This is a genomic window from Gottschalkia acidurici 9a (assembly GCF_000299355.1).
In the GTDB taxonomy this organism is placed as follows: Bacteria; Bacillota; Clostridia; order Tissierellales; family Gottschalkiaceae; genus Gottschalkia; species Gottschalkia acidurici.
The window spans coordinates 558585-575450 of record NC_018664.1 but is presented as its reverse complement, the minus strand read 5'-3'; the positions used below and the strand labels follow the sequence as shown (position 1 = coordinate 575450).

Annotated in this window: 15 protein-coding genes; 2 read left to right on the top strand and 13 right to left on the bottom strand. The window is 29.4% G+C overall.

Annotated elements, in window-relative coordinates; translation table 11 throughout:
- Positions 1-141: 141 nt before the first annotated feature.
- The 5 genes from CURI_RS02620 to CURI_RS02600 all read right to left on the bottom strand — a co-directional run bounded on the left by CURI_RS02620 (position 142) and on the right by CURI_RS02600 (position 7278).
- On the bottom strand, positions 142-951 hold the full coding sequence (locus tag CURI_RS02620; protein WP_014966734.1) for a TraX family protein: 810 nt from the start codon (positions 949-951) through the stop codon (positions 142-144).
- A gap of 318 nt (positions 952-1269) precedes the next feature.
- Complete coding sequence (locus tag CURI_RS02615; RefSeq protein WP_041701438.1) at positions 1270-2085, bottom strand: ABC transporter permease; 816 nt, start codon at positions 2083-2085, stop codon at positions 1270-1272.
- Positions 2069-3040 carry an ABC transporter ATP-binding protein gene (locus CURI_RS02610; RefSeq protein WP_014966732.1) on the bottom strand — a complete coding sequence of 324 codons (972 nt, stop codon included), beginning with the start codon at positions 3038-3040 and terminating at the stop codon, positions 2069-2071. The genes CURI_RS02615 and CURI_RS02610 overlap by 17 nt, the downstream gene beginning before the upstream one ends.
- Positions 3041-3639: 599 nt before the next feature.
- Positions 3640-4386 carry a GTP pyrophosphokinase gene (locus tag CURI_RS02605; RefSeq protein ID WP_014966731.1) on the bottom strand — a complete coding sequence of 249 codons (747 nt, stop codon included), beginning with the start codon at positions 4384-4386 and terminating at the stop codon, positions 3640-3642.
- Positions 4387-5154: 768 nt separating this feature from the next.
- The gene (locus CURI_RS02600) at positions 5155-7278 is read right to left on the bottom strand and encodes a M28 family peptidase (protein WP_014966730.1); all 2124 of its coding nucleotides are present in this window, start codon (positions 7276-7278) and stop codon (positions 5155-5157) included.
- A 321-nt stretch (positions 7279-7599) separates the two neighbouring features.
- Between CURI_RS02600 and CURI_RS02595 the strand changes: the two genes are divergently transcribed.
- On the top strand, positions 7600-8157 hold the full coding sequence (locus CURI_RS02595) for a CDP-alcohol phosphatidyltransferase family protein (RefSeq protein WP_014966729.1): 558 nt from the start codon (positions 7600-7602) through the stop codon (positions 8155-8157).
- Between the two features lie 355 nt (positions 8158-8512).
- Here CURI_RS02595 and CURI_RS14890 read toward each other — a convergent pair whose 3' ends face one another.
- Positions 8513-9370, bottom strand: a complete 858-nt coding sequence (locus CURI_RS14890) for a GGDEF domain-containing protein (RefSeq protein WP_014966728.1) — start codon at positions 9368-9370, stop codon at positions 8513-8515.
- A 257-nt stretch (positions 9371-9627) separates the two neighbouring features.
- On the opposite strand from CURI_RS14890, the gene CURI_RS02585 reads away from it, so the two are divergent.
- On the top strand, positions 9628-9957 hold the full coding sequence (locus CURI_RS02585) for a helix-turn-helix domain-containing protein (RefSeq protein ID WP_041701436.1): 330 nt from the start codon (positions 9628-9630) through the stop codon (positions 9955-9957).
- A 197-nt stretch (positions 9958-10154) separates the two neighbouring features.
- Here CURI_RS02585 and prfH read toward each other — a convergent pair whose 3' ends face one another.
- The 7 genes from prfH to CURI_RS02555 form a co-directional block, all read right to left on the bottom strand.
- Positions 10155-10787 carry a peptide chain release factor H gene (gene prfH / locus CURI_RS02580; protein WP_014966727.1) on the bottom strand — a complete coding sequence of 211 codons (633 nt, stop codon included), beginning with the start codon at positions 10785-10787 and terminating at the stop codon, positions 10155-10157.
- 2 nt (positions 10788-10789) lie between these two features.
- Positions 10790-11887: an RNA ligase RtcB family protein gene (locus CURI_RS02575; protein ID WP_014966726.1), complete on the bottom strand. Its 1098-nt coding sequence runs from the start codon at positions 11885-11887 to the stop codon at positions 10790-10792.
- A 344-nt stretch (positions 11888-12231) separates the two neighbouring features.
- On the bottom strand, positions 12232-13077 hold the full coding sequence (locus CURI_RS02570) for a GNAT family N-acetyltransferase (protein ID WP_014966725.1): 846 nt from the start codon (positions 13075-13077) through the stop codon (positions 12232-12234).
- A gap of 118 nt (positions 13078-13195) precedes the next feature.
- Positions 13196-13399 (bottom strand): GyrI-like domain-containing protein, encoded by a 204-nt coding sequence (locus tag CURI_RS15205; RefSeq protein WP_228370474.1) that lies wholly within the window; start codon positions 13397-13399, stop codon positions 13196-13198.
- Between the two features lie 191 nt (positions 13400-13590).
- A complete protein-coding gene (locus CURI_RS02565; RefSeq protein ID WP_014966723.1) occupies positions 13591-14355 on the bottom strand; it encodes an N-acetylmuramoyl-L-alanine amidase in 765 nt (254 codons plus the stop codon).
- A 338-nt stretch (positions 14356-14693) separates the two neighbouring features.
- A complete protein-coding gene (locus CURI_RS02560; RefSeq protein ID WP_041701434.1) occupies positions 14694-14927 on the bottom strand; it encodes a DUF5658 family protein in 234 nt (77 codons plus the stop codon).
- A 268-nt stretch (positions 14928-15195) separates the two neighbouring features.
- Positions 15196-16671, bottom strand: a complete 1476-nt coding sequence (locus CURI_RS02555; protein WP_014966721.1) for a protein adenylyltransferase SelO — start codon at positions 16669-16671, stop codon at positions 15196-15198.
- Between the last annotated feature and the right edge of the window lie 195 nt (positions 16672-16866).

The window sequence follows — 16866 nt, the reverse complement described above, 5'->3', positions numbered from 1 at the left end:
CCTTTTCTTAACCGCAATACTATCTTAACTCCTCACTCTTAACTCTTAATAACATTAATCTTAATTAAATCTTACAATTTAAAAGTTATGATTTTATAAAATAAAAGGAGGTCGTAAACTAGTTTACGACCTCCTTTTATTTTATCTCTTCATCATTAAGCTTGAAGCAATGTAAAAAATATAAATGTGAGCTGGATAGAAAATATAGAATAAATACTTCATTCCTCTTCCTTTTTGACCATTATACAAATGCATTAGTGGTGCTGCGAAAACCATCATCCACTGATAATTATTAAATAGAATTGTTTTAATACTTAATTCGCCTGTAAACATAAGAGCTAAACTCATTATCGTGTATACTATAAATACGTTCTTTCTGTTTTCTCTTAATAAATACATGAATATACCTATAAGTATAAACAATGGTCCACCTTCAACAAGAATAGGTAATGGAATTAAACGCATTAAATATGATAAAATGCTTATGTTACTCATATTGCTCATAAGAATGATAAAAGCTACTGACAAAGCTATAGGTAATATGAGTAATACTACACCTAAAGCTATCTTCAAAGTGCTTTTTTTGTTCATAGCATTTTTAATAAAATCTATAATACATAAATACAAAGTAATTAAAAATAAAGTAGCAAATATATTATTTGATAATATTGCACCATCTGCTCTACTAAAGTATTTATAAACTAAATCATTTCCTATACTCATTAAAACTGATGCTAAATAAAGTCTAAGCATATATTTTTTCTTATTTCTGGTATGCACATACCCCTCTACTGTCATAAATATAAATATAGGTGCTACTATTCTTCCTGCCCATTTAAAAACTACAGGTATATTGCCTATAGCTCCAAAAAGCGAGTAAATATGATCAAATATCATAAGTATTAGTCCTATTATCTTTAATTGAAATCCCGTAAGTCCTTTTTCTTTCATTTTTATTATCCTCCTTCTAACTTATTATCTCATTTCAATTATAGATAAGTAAACTTAACTGATGATAACTTTAATATTAAATAAACCTTAATTATTTAACTAATAGTTGTTTAGGTTTAAAGTAGAGCTTAATTTTCCTATATTTATTTAAGTTATTCTATCTTTTAACGCTAAAAAACTCATGGGAAAACCCATGAGTTTAAAAGTAAAAACTTATTAATGCTTTATTATAATAGATACATTTTTATTACTGATTCTGTTTCATCTCTTGCTATTGCTATTAACTGTAGTGATTATTTCTGCTTGATATTCATAGTTTTAAGCTCCTTTGGCCATTCTCATAAATCTTTTTCCTCCAAAATACCCCATAATTAAGATACTTAGAACTATACCTAAAGTACTAAATTGTAATGGCATATGAGGTATTTGTGGAGTCAATATTGACCTTAAAGCTTCATTTACATATACTAAAGGATTAATTAATACCAACTTCTGAATAATTGGTGTTGCACTTAAGTCACTCCAAGAGAAGAATATAGCTCCTAAAAATACCATTGGCATTAAGAAACCCGGAAACATAGCTGCAATTTGCATTGGCTTAATAATAGTTCCTACCAGTAGTCCTAATGTTGCTGATGCAATAGATGTAAGCAATAATATAGGAATTAGGATTAGAATATTTTCAAGGTTTATTGTAACGTCTAAAGAACTTCCCATTAGAATTAAAGAAAAAGGTAGTACTATTAATCCACCAATCCAAGATTCTATAATACCTACAAACATTTTTGCTAGTGCAACTGTTCTAATATTAACTGGAGCCATCAGTCTATCTTCTATCTCCCTAGAGTTATTAAAATCCATTGTAAGAGGAACTCCAGTACCATGTATTCCTGTAACAATCATACTCATTCCAACCATTCCTGAGAACATTTGAGTTGGAAATGTGCTTGGTACTAAACCTATCTTTGGTAGTATATATCCGTATGCTAATATCAGTATGAATGGTAGCATTGCCACACGAAAAACAAACTCCCACTTATCGCGAGCCTGTATTACTAAGTCTCGTTTAACCATTGTTTTAAAAGACGTCCATGTCACATTTTTATATTTCTTATCATTATTTACTTTCGCCATTGCCTACACTCCCCTTTCCAGTTAAGTGAATAAACACATCATCAAGTGTACTTGTACTTAAGCTTATATTTTGTAATGAAGTATTTAGTGTTTTTACCCATTCAAGAATGTTATTGAAATCAGGATGTTCATTTTTCATATATAGAAGCAATAATCCATTTTGAATAACAGCATTTTTAACATCTGGTAATGTTTTAGCCTTTTTCACAAAATCGTTTTTCAATTCAGCTAATTTTATAGTTACTATATTGTTAGTAGGAATTAAAGCCTTCAATTCATCAGCAGTACCAATTCCCTTTAGCTCTCCCTGATCAACTATTGCAATTCTATCGCATAATTTCTCAGGCTCTTCCATATAGTGAGTTGTTAAAAATATAGTTGTACCTGCTTTGTTTAAAGCTAACATTTGTTCCCATAAAATAGTTCTGTAGCTAGGATCTAAACCAGTTGTCGGTTCATCTAGAAACAAGATATCAGGATTATGCATAATTGCTCTTGCAATCTTTAATCGTTGTGCCATTCCACCAGAATAACTTCTAACATAATCATGTTGACGATCTGTTAGACCAAACTTTTCAAGATATTCATCAGCTCTTTTATTTGCAGTTACATTATCTATTCCAAAATATTTCGCATGGTATATAAGATTTTCTCGTGCAGTTAATCCTCTATCTAAGTTATTATGTTGAGCTACGACACCAATCTTTCTACGGGCATGAGCTGGATTTTTCACTAAAGATTCTCCATCAATAAGAATATCACCAGATGTAGCCTCTTTCTGTGTTGTAAGCATACTTATAGTAGTACTTTTTCCTGCACCATTTGGTCCTAAAAATCCAAATACCTCTCCTCGTCTTACATCAAAGCTTATGCCTTTAACTGCTTTGATCTTTCGATCTTTACTTAATGTAAATTCTTTTCTTAAATTTTTTACTTCCAAAATATTGTTTGACATTATATCGCTCCTTTCTTATCTAGATAAATTTTATAGTTGAAGTTTTTATAATAATTTCATTTCGACCCCTCCCCCATAGGGGTCGGTGTTTATCTTTATAATAATACTTCTTTTTTCATATGTCAACAATTACTTTACATTTTTTATATCTGTATTCTAACCCTTATAGGTTATAAATATCCTACTATTGTTAATCATATATTCTCTAAATGATTAAGTTGTTTGCAATATCTTATTACTATAAAGTCTATAAATAACTCTAATCAAAACCGTCTTAATATTTTAAATCATCATCCACAAAAGCTACCCCTTCTAGATACAGCCTTATTGATAATTTTTATTCTAGTTTAATAAAATAAACAGAGTTAACTCTTTATACACATTGTATTAGGAGCTATTAGAACACTTTTAGTTTCTCATTCCATATCTCCTTTATTTAATTAATTACCTTGTTTAGTTTTAGACTCCTAAGTAAAAAAATAGTTTTTAGAGTAACTTAAACATTTCTAAACTATAAAGCACAAAAAACACCTATAGAAAAAACTATAGGTGTTTTTTATGAATTTTTATTATTTAACCAGCATCATTATCATAGGTAGTCACTCTATTTTACTTAAACTACGTGCGAAAAGTTCATAAGGAATATGAAATTTTTCATTATTAATCAGAAGCTCCTGAGTGTTACTAATAAAGTCATCGTCTTCCTTAATTTGCTTCATTTCCTTATGGATGTTCTCCATTTTTTGATCTAACTCTGCTACTGAGTCTGCTGCTCCCTTAAGTTCTATTAGCATTTTTTCAGGAATCTCTTTATCATACTTATAATAAATTTTATGCTCTAAGCTTGCCCAGAAATCCATAGCAATAGTACGAATTTGAACTTCAACACAAATATTCTCTACTCTATCAGACATAAAAATAGGAATTTCTAATATTAGGTGTAAGCTTTTATATCCATTAGGCTTAGGATTTTTTATATAATCCTTGCATTCTATTAATTTTATATCATTTTGTTTTTGTAGCATATTACTTATTTCATAAATATCAGAAATGAATGAACAAATAATTCTAATTCCAGCTATATCTCGAATGTTTTCTTTTATAGAATGTAATGAACACTCATATCCTTTTCTATAAACTTTTTTTAAAATACTTTCTGGTGTCTTAAGTCGCGAGTTTACATGTTCAATAGGATTATAGCTATGAATATACTGAAATTCTTGTTGTAAAATATTAATCTTTGTATTAATTTCATCCATTGCAAATTTATAATACATCATAAATCTAGTCAAGTCTGTTTTAAATGATTGTAGTTGCATAAGATCTATATCTTGAATCTCTTGCATTTTCAACAACTCCTTTATTCTTTACCATTTGTTATATTCTCTATATTTTTAATATTAAATTATATATCTTAACAATAGTCATTTTTCATGCTTTCTGGTTATTCTTTAGTTTATAAGGAATAGTATCTTTAGCTCTTAAGTAATATTTAATAAAAGTATGTTTCATAATTCTTCTCTCTAATATTAGCGTTATTCTACACAATTATTTTTATATATTTTCACTCACTATTTACTTATTTTAACTTAATATTTTTCAATTAATCATACAACAACCTATATTAGGACTCGACAACTATACTTCTATACTTCATATTAAGTATTTTTCTAACATTTCATGAATATATTGCTCATCCAATGTCATATACATAACTAAACCCCATATTCTAATCCCTAAATTTTTGCGCAGATCTAAACAAGTACATAAATAAGTTTAGTTCTGCGTAATTGTTATATCCAATAAAAAATGCTACTCTCGATATGCGGAAGTAACATTTTTATTCAAAAAGTTTATTACTTATCTTACCACTCTATATTTTTTCTTTACTAAGTACTTAATCTTTACAAGTTTCCTTTCATTAATCTTCGCAATTAATTTATCATTGATATTTATTCAATTTGTAATTAACTTAAATATTATTTCTTTCGATTAGATATATAATAGACTTATTTATTCTTCATCTTATCAATATTATAAAAGACCTCAGCTAACTCTAAATTTCTTTATCGTAAGCTGAGGTCTTTATATAGTATTAAACTAAATAACTATTCCTATAGTTTGGATAACATTTCACCAATTGTTTTTACACTTTTAGATTCTTGTTCAACAGATGTTTTAAGAACTTGTTTCTGTCTTTCTAAAGCTTCCTTTAATGACTTTAGCTCATCTGATACATCTGCATTTGTCTGATCGTATTTTTGTAAAAGAGAATTTATAGTGTCATATAAATCTTCATGATCTACTATTCTACCGTCACCCCACATTAATCTTTCTGAAGGTTGATCTAGAACATAATTAGTAAAGTAATTATAAACATCTTTATCAAAACTATATCCGTACCAGTTGTTATCGATCTTATATAAATGATCATCAACAGCAGTCTTTATATCACCTTTTTCTAATGATTCAATAGATAATATTAAATTCTCTATGTTACTCTGTGAATGCTGATGTGGAAAAATTGGCTCATCTTCCCATGTAAGTTTTACTAGATTATCTTGTGCAAATTTAAATACCTTTAAAAGTTCTTTGTTTAACGATCTACTTTCATCGTATAATCTTTTAGCAGTTTTAGTATCTCCACTATTTAATGATTCCATATATTCTTCATTTATTTTATTCACTTTACTATTTATATCTTTAGCAAATCCAGTTGCTTTATCTATTTCAGAGATAAGTCCATTTGAAGATACTTGAGATTTATCAAATATATCTTTATTTATACTATTCTTCAGTTCGCTTAATCTAACAGTAAAGTCCAGTGGAACCACTGCAGTTCTATCATAGTATATTGCTAACAACCCATATAGGTTTTGGTGGAACGATAGTGCATTTTGATTATAAGTATCTTCATTATCAAACTGTGAGTGATAATGAGTTCTCATAAATTCACTATCTTGAAAATCGTTTCTAAGTGCTGGAATACCTGCTATAGAAAATGAAAAGTCATCTGACCATGTTCTAAGTGGTGAAACTACTGATATTCCATCTTTATAAACTCCATCTATCTTAGGTACACTTGGTGTGAACTTCTCAAGATATTTTTGTAACTCATAAACTGATCGAATCTCATCAGCAGAAGTGTGCTCATAAGCTGGAAGTTCAAAATTCATATTTGCAACAGCTTTTCCCGCCCATTCTGGATGAACTCTGAATACTTGATTATATGCTCCAGTTGACCAGTCATAACGAGTATTTGATACTCCCCATTCTTCAGCTGCAAGCGCATTAAATATAATAGTTTTTTCTGGCTTATAACCACTATCTATAAGACCCTTTGCAACCCCTAACATAAGTCCAATAGCCGCATTGTCATCTTGAAAACCTGAAAAATAAGAGTCATAATGAGCTGATAAAATTATATATGAATCTGGATCCTTACCGATAATTTTACCATAGTGATTATATGTTTCTTGATTTAAAGTAACAGTTGATTTAGCATCGAAATTAACTGTTACTGAATCATTTTCACCTGATTCTATTGCGTCTTTTAGTACTTGTGAATCTACTTTAGACATAGAAAATGCTGGTGCATATGCTGGCCCACAAATATCTTGTGCGTTTAGTGCCTTTGGATCAATTTCAGCATATCCGCCTTCTTGCACAGTTATAACTGCAGCTGCTCCTTTTAAGTGAGCTTGATAGGTAGGATAATTTACCCACCATTCTTCATTTTGATTTATATCTATTAAAACTAGTTTATCTTTAACGTCAAGCTTTTCAAGATCATTTTTCGTACCTTTTCCAGCATAAATAATTTCATATTCTTTAACACCTTTAGTATCAAAATTAGTTTGATAACCTCCTAAAACAGCAATATGCTCTTTTCCATCCTTATCTTTAAACATCATTTCTGCTTTCTCAAATTCCCATTTATCAGTGTTAAACTTATCTCTTGTTACTTCTTCTAGTCCAATTTTTTTCATTTCCTCATAAATTTTATTTCCTGTTTTTATTTCTGCATCTGAACCAGATGTCCTATAACCTAGCTTTTCATTAGTTTTAAACTCCTCTAAACTTTTTGCAAAGCTAAAAGAATAGTCAACATCTACCTTTGATAAATAAGCTTTATTTACTTCCTCAATAGTTTTGCTCTTTGTATTGCTATTATTACATGCAGTAAAAAGATATGTTATGACAAGTAAAATAGCAATACCTTTTAAATTCTTTTTCAATTATTCACATCCTCCTAAATATAGTTTCATATTATTTAACTATATTTTTGTTTGGGTTTCAAGTTGTTTTTTGATGCTATAATAGATTTTTATTTGATCTTAATATTAGGCTATTCTCATAATTTTTCGTTCTATACTTCTATTGTTACTATCTAGAAGTATATATTCTAGAGTTATTTTAAAACTATATAAAGCAATAGCTTTTATTTACCTATCTATGATTTTTAAAAACCTTATTTTAATGTATTTTTCTTATAAGTATACAAGCATATATATGATACAATTAGGTAAATTATAATTATCAAGAAGGAAAATAAATCTATGAAATATATACCTAATTTAATTTCTTTTTTAAGAATCATTTTGTCATTTCTCATGATCTCTTCATTAAAAAAACCATTTTTTTTAATAACATTACTGTTTCTAGGTGGAATTAGTGATGTAGCAGATGGATATATAGCACGATCTTTTAATGTGAAGTCTAAACTAGGAGCAAAACTTGATAGCTTAGCTGATTTTTTCTTCTTCAGTGTTAGTCTATTCGTATTGTTATATAAAATGAAAGTAAAATTAGATAATTATATTTTTATATGGATAATTATAATTGCAGCAATTAAAGTATTTAATCTACTTTTGACTTTGTTTAAATTTAAGCAGTTAGGAAGCTTACATACCATTGGAAATAAACTTTCAGGTCTTGCTCTCTTTATAATTATAGCCACCAGTATTGCTCTTAACAATATTCATTATATACTCATGATAATAACTGGAGTTCTTGCTACTCTATCCTCTTTAGAGGAAAGCATATTATTATTAACTATGAAAAAGTATAGTGTGAACGTAAAGAGTATTTTGTCAGTAACAGATAAGTACCTTTAGTTCTAGTTTGGTATTGTCTTATGTTAAGTTTAGCTAAACCTCTTATAGCTTTTATTTTAAAAATAGTCTTACTTTGAATTATTGTTAATCTTAGTATAATAAATTCATTAAAAAGTAACTTTAGATATTATATTTTTTCGTATCCTATTACAAGAATAGCTTAAGTCTATATATAACATTAAGTATGCAAACAGCTTCACTGAAAGGCCTACTATAAAAGAATTAAACCTCTTCTAAATTTTCTGATATAAAAAAGGTTGTTATGTGACTAATAGTTTCATTAGTCACATAACAACCTTTTTTTCAATAGTTCAAATATTTTATTTAATACTAATACAAATATAATTTTTACTTTTTACATGACTTTGTTTCTTCCTGATTTTTTTGCCTTATAAAGATGATTATCAACTTCTTTTAAAATATAGTCAGAAGTAGGAAGATCATGAAATTGACTGAGTGTATAGACTCCAATACTACAAGTTGTCTTTATTTCATTTCCATCATAGACAAAGATTTTTTGCTCTATGGATTTTCTGATCTGATCCGCAATTGTTTTTGCTTTTGAGTTGTTTACTCCTATTAGGCACAGTAAAAATTCATCTCCACCGTAACGTGCTATCCAATCCACATCCTTACGAATGTTTTTCCTCAACTCTATTGCAAACTCATATAAAAAATAGTCTCCTGCTGAATGACCATAGTCATCGTTGATTTCTTTGAAATAATCTAAATCTGTAAATAGCACTGACAAGGGTATCTCCTGATTAACACAGTCAGCAATATCAAGTGGTAGAGTATGGTTAATATATCTTCGGTTATATAATCCTGTCAATTCATCAGTAACAGATAACCTATATGCGTTATTCAAAGCATTAGCACTTTCATCTAACGATCCATTTATTGTTATCCTTCCAGTTATATTAGCTATGCACTCCATAACAAGCTTCTCTTTATCTATGCTAACAGGTAGTACTGCAAAAAGCAGTAAAAGCTGTCCCTCTTGTTCAACTTGATAAATGGCTTTGTTTCTTGCAATACAATTGTTATATAACTCCTGTCTTTTTTTATAAACAAATGGTGGAACAGAAATTAAAGAAGAATTTATACGCTGTTCATAAAATACACTTTTATCTTTAATATCTATAATGCGTATATAATCAAACAGTTTGTCAACAGGCTCTATCTCCTTCAATTTTTCATAATATTCTTCCATTAGCTCCCTCCCTTCATATCATCAAAAGAAAGATACCATTTACTTTACTTCCAGACCTTGTAAGCTATTAGTTTATATTTTCTTATTATTCGAATATCTTCAGGAAATTCTATTTTTCTCTTAATTTCAGTATATTTCTTCCTATTTTTGTACATATTATTTATCTAATTATAAGCTATTAGCCTATTAAAATCAATATCTATAAGCTTATTTTGAAACTAATAGCTTAATATACAATATAGCTAAGGGGTGTTGAGATGAAAAAGAAAGATTTAGATATACAGATTGGACTTCGTGTCCGAGCTAAAAGAGAAGAACTAAAATTAAGTAGAGAGAAGCTCGCAGAAATCATTGATGTATCCCCACAATTTCTTGCACAAATTGAGCTTGGTAGAAGAGGTATGTCCTCAGCCACACTTTATAAAGTATGTAACTCTTTAAGCGCGTCAGCTGATTATATTGTTCTGGGCAAAAAAGGAAGCAACGATTTGTCTGTATTCAATGAAATGTTATCAAACCTTGACCCTAAATATCTCCCTTATGCAGAAGACCTATTAAAAACATTTATACTTGCAATTAACAAATAAAGAACCTTAACTAGCTATGCTAACTGTCTATGTATTTTCCTAGAGCATAAGAAAAAGGTTCAGATGTTTCAAAACACTCGAACCTTTCCCCTTTTTTATATCAATTTTAATTAATTTGATCTTATATCTAGTGAATTTTCACAAAATTAATTCTTTTTAATATGACTTCTATAGTAGACACCTATTGCTTATAATGCCTATCCATGTTTATTTCCTATTTCGATAAAATCTTTTCCTTTAAAAGTTCTCACTGCATTTCCTCTTTGTATATCTTTATGCTTTTTCCAACGAATTTTATCAAGATTTTTATCATTTTCAGCCTTTAATGCTTCAATCTTTTTAATTAATCTGGATATAGCAAGTTTTTTATTTTGGTATTGGCTTCTTTCTTCCTGTGCTATTGCAGTGATACCTGTTAGTATATGTGTAACCCTAACCCCTGTTTCTAGTTTATTCACATTTTGTCCGCCGTTCCCACTACATCTCATTGTTTCTATTTTAATGTCTTTGAAATCTATATCTATACTATCTTCTTCATCAAATATTTCAACTTCAATAAACCAGTTCTTTCTTTTGTTATTTGAACGAAATTCGCTTTTGCATATCCACTGTATACTTCCTTCAATTGACTTTGCATATTCTTTAGAATGTTCTCCACTTAACTTTAGAAATACAGACTTTATAGTTTCTTTTTTATCGTCTTCTATACAGTCAATAAGTTCTAACTTAATTTTTTTAGATTTGCATTCTTTCTCAACATATTTTAAAAACTTATATGCAAATCTACAACACTCTATTGGTGCTAATCCTGCACTTATCTGAACCCACATAATTACACCTTATAAGTTATAAGAGGATTTAAACTTGCTACAACTTTTATCATATTTTCATTAACCATATCCTCTATTACATTTTCAATATTCTTATAAGCTTCAGGTGCTTCTTCATACACTACAGATTTATCTTTATATATTAAATTATATACTAGTTTATTTTGTCTTACCGATTTTTTAGAGTACATATTCTCCAATTTTTCTTTGCATCCAAACCTCGACCACTTTCTTCCACTCCCATGAGAAATAGAAAAAGCATAATCGTAAAGATTTTCATAGGGTTTTACAATATAGGACTTAGTCCCTCTTGATCCTGCAACTATAACACACCCCTCATCTGATGGAGCTGTTCCTTTTCTATGAATATAGTGTTCTTGACTATCTATCTCTTTTTTACTTATACCGTTATGGACACTATCTAGTATCTTTTGATTATCTTTTGCACCAATAGCCTTCAAGATTCTATATGCTATCAACTCTCTATTTAATTTTGCGAACTCTAATGCCCTTTCATGATCTGCCATATACTTATTAAAAGCATCTGAACCTATATAGAGTCCATCTTGACAAGAGTAATCTTCTATAAACTTTCTTAGAATACTTTCTCCATAGCTTCTTGAACCACTATGAACTAATAGATATATTATAGATTTGTTCATAGATATACTATCTAGTTCTTCATTATCATATACTTCATCTATTTCTTGAAGTTCTGCGAAGTGATTTCCGCCTCCAATAGTTCCTAGCTTTTCTTTAAAAGGTAGATGTGTTTTTTCTAAAAAATCTTCTATACTTATATTTTCAATTCCATTTAAACCATCTAATTTCTTAATGATTTTATCTAGTTTAAATTTGTTTTTCTTTATACCTGTTGAAAAAATCCCCATTCCACATCCTATATCATTACCTATTATGTGAGGATAAATAATATCTTTAGTTATAAAACTTGCTCCAGCAGGAGTTTTTCCAGCATGTAAATCTGGTAGCCCTACACCTTTAAGAACTCCTTCTAAGTTAGTAACTTTAATAAGCTGTTCTACCGCATTGCTTTCGATCCAAGATTTATTACTTTTTACGATTTTAATTTTATTGTCCATATTCTCTCCTTTAATTTTTAAAGTCTGGTTTATGTGAGAGAATATAATTATTATTTACTTATATTTTCTCACCTTATTTTTTAATCTCATCATAAATACCACGTCCTTTCTGATAAATCTTAAATATAATATTAACATATATAGTAATATTATTCTATTAGTATAATTTATGTTTTGCTATAATAGCTTCTATGCATATTGAAGTAGTTTAATCAAATAATTAATTTTAAAAATCATTAAAATAAAAAAGACCATAGTGATACAAAGTCACTATAGTCTTTAAACCTTTAATTTATACAAAAGTATATCTTAATAATAACTATAAATTAAAAAAATCAAATAATTTATAGTTTTAAAATCATCTCATATTGACTAACACTATGCTTGAATCCTATTTTAGATAAAAAATCTTTAGTAGATTCAAATTTATTATCTACATTAAGAATACTTATTTTATGAGATTCTGTATTTTCTATCATATCTGTAATTATACTTCTAGCAATTCCTTTACGTCTATGACGCTTACTTACTGCTATCTGAGCAATATCTCCTGTTTTTTTATCAATAATTCCATAACCAACAATATCCTTGTCAAAGCGTACAATTGAATATATGAACGATTCCGATATAGCATCAATTGAATCAACAGAGTTCTGCCAAGAAGGTTTAAAGTCCCAAAATTCTATTAATTGACTCCATTCAATTCTGTCAACATGCTCAACCCTGTAGTTTTTTGTTGGACTATATTTATCTTTATCTAGCTGAAAGCACATGAACTCTCTTTGAATCTCGAATCCCTGTTTTTTGTAAAGTTGTACTGCGGATGTGTTAGATTTAATCACCTCAAGTAAATATTGATCTACTTGCTTTTCTTTAAACACTTCCTTAGCGCTCATAAGCATATTGCTAGTTATCCCTTGTCTTCTATACTCTCCTACAACACCTGTACCTATATCGTATGCAGTTCGATTTTCATTCCAGCTACGAAGTCCATTTAAAACAAATCCAACTAGTCTATCATTTTCAAATGCACCTATAGATATATCTGGCACATATCCTCTTCTTTTGAGCATTTGTTTAAACTTTAAAAGTGGCAAATCCATTTTAACTTGATAGTCAGAAAATGCATCTATGAATGTTTTATGAATTTCTTCAGCACTTGTTTTGTCCAATATTTTATAGCTGAACATTTCTCATCTTCTCCTCTATATTAACTAGAAAGTTTTTAAGTATTATCTTTAAAAATATGTATATAGTTATCTTCGGCTTATTTAATAGAATAAGCTAATATTAAGAATACCGTCTTTACTATGCATTCTCGTTACTCTTTTTAACAACAGGAATCCAAACTTCAAATTTTGCATTATGAGGATCTGGTGAAAGATATACCTCAATATCAGGTGCATTATCATATTCGTAACCTGATGTAGGAAGCCATTCTGTAACGATTCTCTTTTCAAGCTCTTGTATAGAATGTGGCATAGTGCCTTCTCCAGAAAAAACAGCCCAAATAAATAGTTATATGAGATTATTTGAACATCCCATAGTGATATAGCCTTATTGAACTCATTATATCATAGGTCTATTAATATCAAACATAACTTCATAAGCATTATAAATTATGATTATAGTATAAATATTAAAACAAATAAAATAAGGTAGATTATAAAATTTATAATCTACCTTATTCATATAGTTTTTATTTAAGAGTATACCACTATAGCTTGGTATCCCTTAGTCTTTAGTTCATTAACTAAACTATCTGCATTAGCTTTTACACTAAAAGCTCCAACTTGTACTTTATATAGTCCGTCTACTTGAACTACTATAGGGCTATATCCTTTAGTTTTAAGTTCATTTACAAGACTATCCGCATTTGCTCTTACACTAAAAGCACCTACTTGAACTCTATAAAGTCCTCCTGAACTTTCTTTGTAAGGTATTCCTAGATTATTTAATATTCCTTTTGATACTGCTATAGCTAATTCATTTTGTTTATTTCTTAGTATTTCGGCATCCTGAGCATTACTAATGAATGCTAACTCTACTAATGCTGCTGGCATATTAGTTAATCTTAATACTGCAAAGTTTGCTGTTTTAGTTCCTCTATTTGCGGTATATACTTTACTTGCAATTATACTATCTTGTATATTTTTTGATAACCTAGCTCCTGTTGTGCTACCTGGATAACTGTATGTTTCCACTCCTTTTGCTGATGAATCACTAAATGAATTGCAGTGGATTGAAACAAATGCGTTTACACCTAAACTATTTGCTTTTGCAGCTCTATCTGCGAGTTCTAAAAATACATCTGTAGTTCTAGTGTAACTTACACCTACACCATGATTTTTTAATATCTCTCCAATCTTTAATGTAACTGATAATGCTATATTTTTTTCCTGTAATCCATTACCTACTGCTCCTGGATCATGTGCACCATGCCCTGCATCTAAAAATACTTTTGCCATAAATAAAACCCCCTTAGTTTTTTTAAGACTATTTTAGTCGACTATTTTGTCTTATATATTAGAAAGCATTTCTAATAGTAAAAGTAAACTTTTCTATAAAATAAAAACACTTTCAATACGTATATAAGTATTAAAAGTGTTTTTTACTATCTTGATTTTCTTTTTATTTTAATTTGTTAAAATTCACTCGTAGTCTTCTCCTAAAAAAGTATCTTATTTATTACTAAAATATATACAGGACACTAGTGTTGCCTACTTAGGCTATATCCTTTCCATTGTTCATTTGTGTAGATGATTTCTTTCTATATATTTGAAATATTTTTTAAAACTATTATATTTCAAGTAACCACAAATACGTACATGCCTACTATAGTTTTAGAAGTCAATAGAACTCTATTATAATTATATTTAGACTTTCTATATAGCCATAGAGATATTGCTATGGGTACTAATATCTTTACGATTATAAACAATTTACTATCAACTATTAAGCTCATTATTGGATTAACTTCAGCTGCTCCTAAGTTTATAGCAATTTTTGTACTTATTAAATCCAAGATATTTAATATCACAATGAAAACTAAATAAAGCTTTAACAGCCATATCACCTCATTTTTATAATAAAAAGCACTCCTTATGGAGTGCACATTTCTAGATTAAGTCTTATACATATCACATTTTACCTATATGGTTAAGTTATCATTAATATACATTAAGTATTGGGAAACCAATATATGTATATATTAGAAAAGTAAAAAAGGATTAATTTCGTACCCTTTTTTATATAGCATTTATTCTTACTTTTTACTTAGCTTTGTTTTTTAATTTAATATTTCTATATTAAGTCCCACAAAAAGTTACATAAGGATGTGTAGATGATTCAGGCAACTTAGAATACTCGGCTTGTTCAGCCGAATGAGCATATGGAGTTGACAGAACATCAAGAAGACGATTCATCACGCTGTAATCTCCTTCTTTTACTGCTGCTTCTAATGCCTCTTCTACACGATGATTACGGGGAATTACAGCAGGATTAGATTTTTGCATTAATTGATTTGAGCAATCTTTTGATTCTTGTTGTCTATCTAATCTAGCTTGCCAAAGCTCATTCCACTTAGTAAATTCATCAGATTTAAAAACCTTCATATCTTCAAGTTTGCTGAAAGTTAATGCAAGAAAAGTATTTGTATAGTCAGCATTGTACTTATGCATTATACTAAGAAGGTCTTCAATAAGAGATTTATCCTCTAGCTCTTTATTAAATATTCCTAATTTTGCCCTCATTCCATCAAGCCAATCATTATGATATATTTCAGTGAAATCTGAGATTGCGTCCTCAGCCAATTTGATAGCCTGCTCATGATTAACATCTATTAATGGTAGTAGAGTTTCAGCAAATTGTGTAAGATTCCATATTGCAATGTGCGGCTGATTTCCATAAGCGTATCGACCATATCTGTCGATAGAGCTAAATACTGTTGATGGGTCATAGATATCCATAAAAGCACAAGGACCATAATCAATAGTTTCTCCACTAATAGTCATGTTATCGGTATTCATAACTCCATGAACAAATCCAACTAGTTGCCATTTTGCAATTAATTCAGCCTGACGTTTTATTACTTCCTTAAGTAAAGAAAGATAACGATTTTCGTCAGTATTAACATATGGAAAGTGTCTTTTTAATGTATAATCAGCAAGAGCTCTTAAGTCTTCAATACTTCCCCATTTCGAAGCATACTGAAAAGTACCTACTCGCAGATGACTGGCAGCCACCCGAGTCAAAATTGCACCAGGTTGTTCACTTTCTCGAATTATTAACTCTCCAGTTGTCACTACTGCTAGACTACGGGTAGTAGGAATACCAAGTGCGTGCATTGCTTCACTGATTATGTATTCGCGTAGCATAGGACCAAGTGCCGCTCTACCGTCACCTCCACGGGAATATGGTGTTCTACCCGAACCCTTGAGTTGAACATCAAATCTCTCACCTGAAGGAGTAATCTGTTCTCCAATTAATAAAGCCCTACCATCTCCTAACATGGTGAAATATCCAAATTGATGTCCTCCATAAGCTTGAGCAAGAGGTAAAGCTCCTTTAGGAGTTTGATTACCAGCAAGTACTTCCACACCATCATTGCTTCGTAGAATCTGAGCATTTAAGCCTAAAGATGTTGCCAACGAGTCGTTGAGAATTACTAACTCTGGTGATCTTACAGGGTTTAAACTAATGTTAGAAAAAAATGATTTAGGTAGACGAGCATAACTATTATCTAGATTCCATCCTGTTTCTATCTTTTCTTCTCTCTGTATCATGATATCTTCCTTTCTTCTGTCTTTCTGTATTCTATTTTTTATGTAAAATAAAAATCATAGATATTCTATAATGTTTGGATTTCTATATGATTTAGTATCTACTTCTATCAATTTATTATACCCTCGGTACCTTAAATACCATCATTTTCTTAATTACTTTAAGATATAAATATATGCAAAGTTTTCTTCCAAACT

Excerpts from the sequence above, each read along its gene's own strand:
- CURI_RS02585 (WP_041701436.1), top strand. The coding sequence starts at position 9,628 with ATGAAAAAGAAAGATTTAGATATACAGATTGGACTTCGTGTCCGAGCT.
- CURI_RS14890 (WP_014966728.1), bottom strand. The coding sequence starts at position 9,370 with ATGGAAGAATATTATGAAAAATTGAAGGAGATAGAGCCTGTTGACAAA.
- CURI_RS02575 (WP_014966726.1), bottom strand. The coding sequence starts at position 11,887 with ATGGACAATAAAATTAAAATCGTAAAAAGTAATAAATCTTGGATCGAA.
- CURI_RS02620 (WP_014966734.1), bottom strand. The coding sequence starts at position 951 with ATGAAAGAAAAAGGACTTACGGGATTTCAATTAAAGATAATAGGACTA.
- CURI_RS02605 (WP_014966731.1), bottom strand. The coding sequence starts at position 4,386 with ATGCAAGAGATTCAAGATATAGATCTTATGCAACTACAATCATTTAAA.
- CURI_RS02565 (WP_014966723.1), bottom strand. The coding sequence starts at position 14,355 with ATGGCAAAAGTATTTTTAGATGCAGGGCATGGTGCACATGATCCAGGA.
- prfH (WP_014966727.1), bottom strand. The coding sequence starts at position 10,787 with ATGTGGGTTCAGATAAGTGCAGGATTAGCACCAATAGAGTGTTGTAGA.
- CURI_RS02570 (WP_014966725.1), bottom strand. The coding sequence starts at position 13,077 with ATGTTCAGCTATAAAATATTGGACAAAACAAGTGCTGAAGAAATTCAT.
- CURI_RS02555 (WP_014966721.1), bottom strand. The coding sequence starts at position 16,671 with ATGATACAGAGAGAAGAAAAGATAGAAACAGGATGGAATCTAGATAAT.
- CURI_RS02610 (WP_014966732.1), bottom strand. The coding sequence starts at position 3,040 with ATGTCAAACAATATTTTGGAAGTAAAAAATTTAAGAAAAGAATTTACA.
- CURI_RS02615 (WP_041701438.1), bottom strand. The coding sequence starts at position 2,085 with ATGGCGAAAGTAAATAATGATAAGAAATATAAAAATGTGACATGGACG.
- CURI_RS02595 (WP_014966729.1), top strand. The coding sequence starts at position 7,600 with ATGAAATATATACCTAATTTAATTTCTTTTTTAAGAATCATTTTGTCA.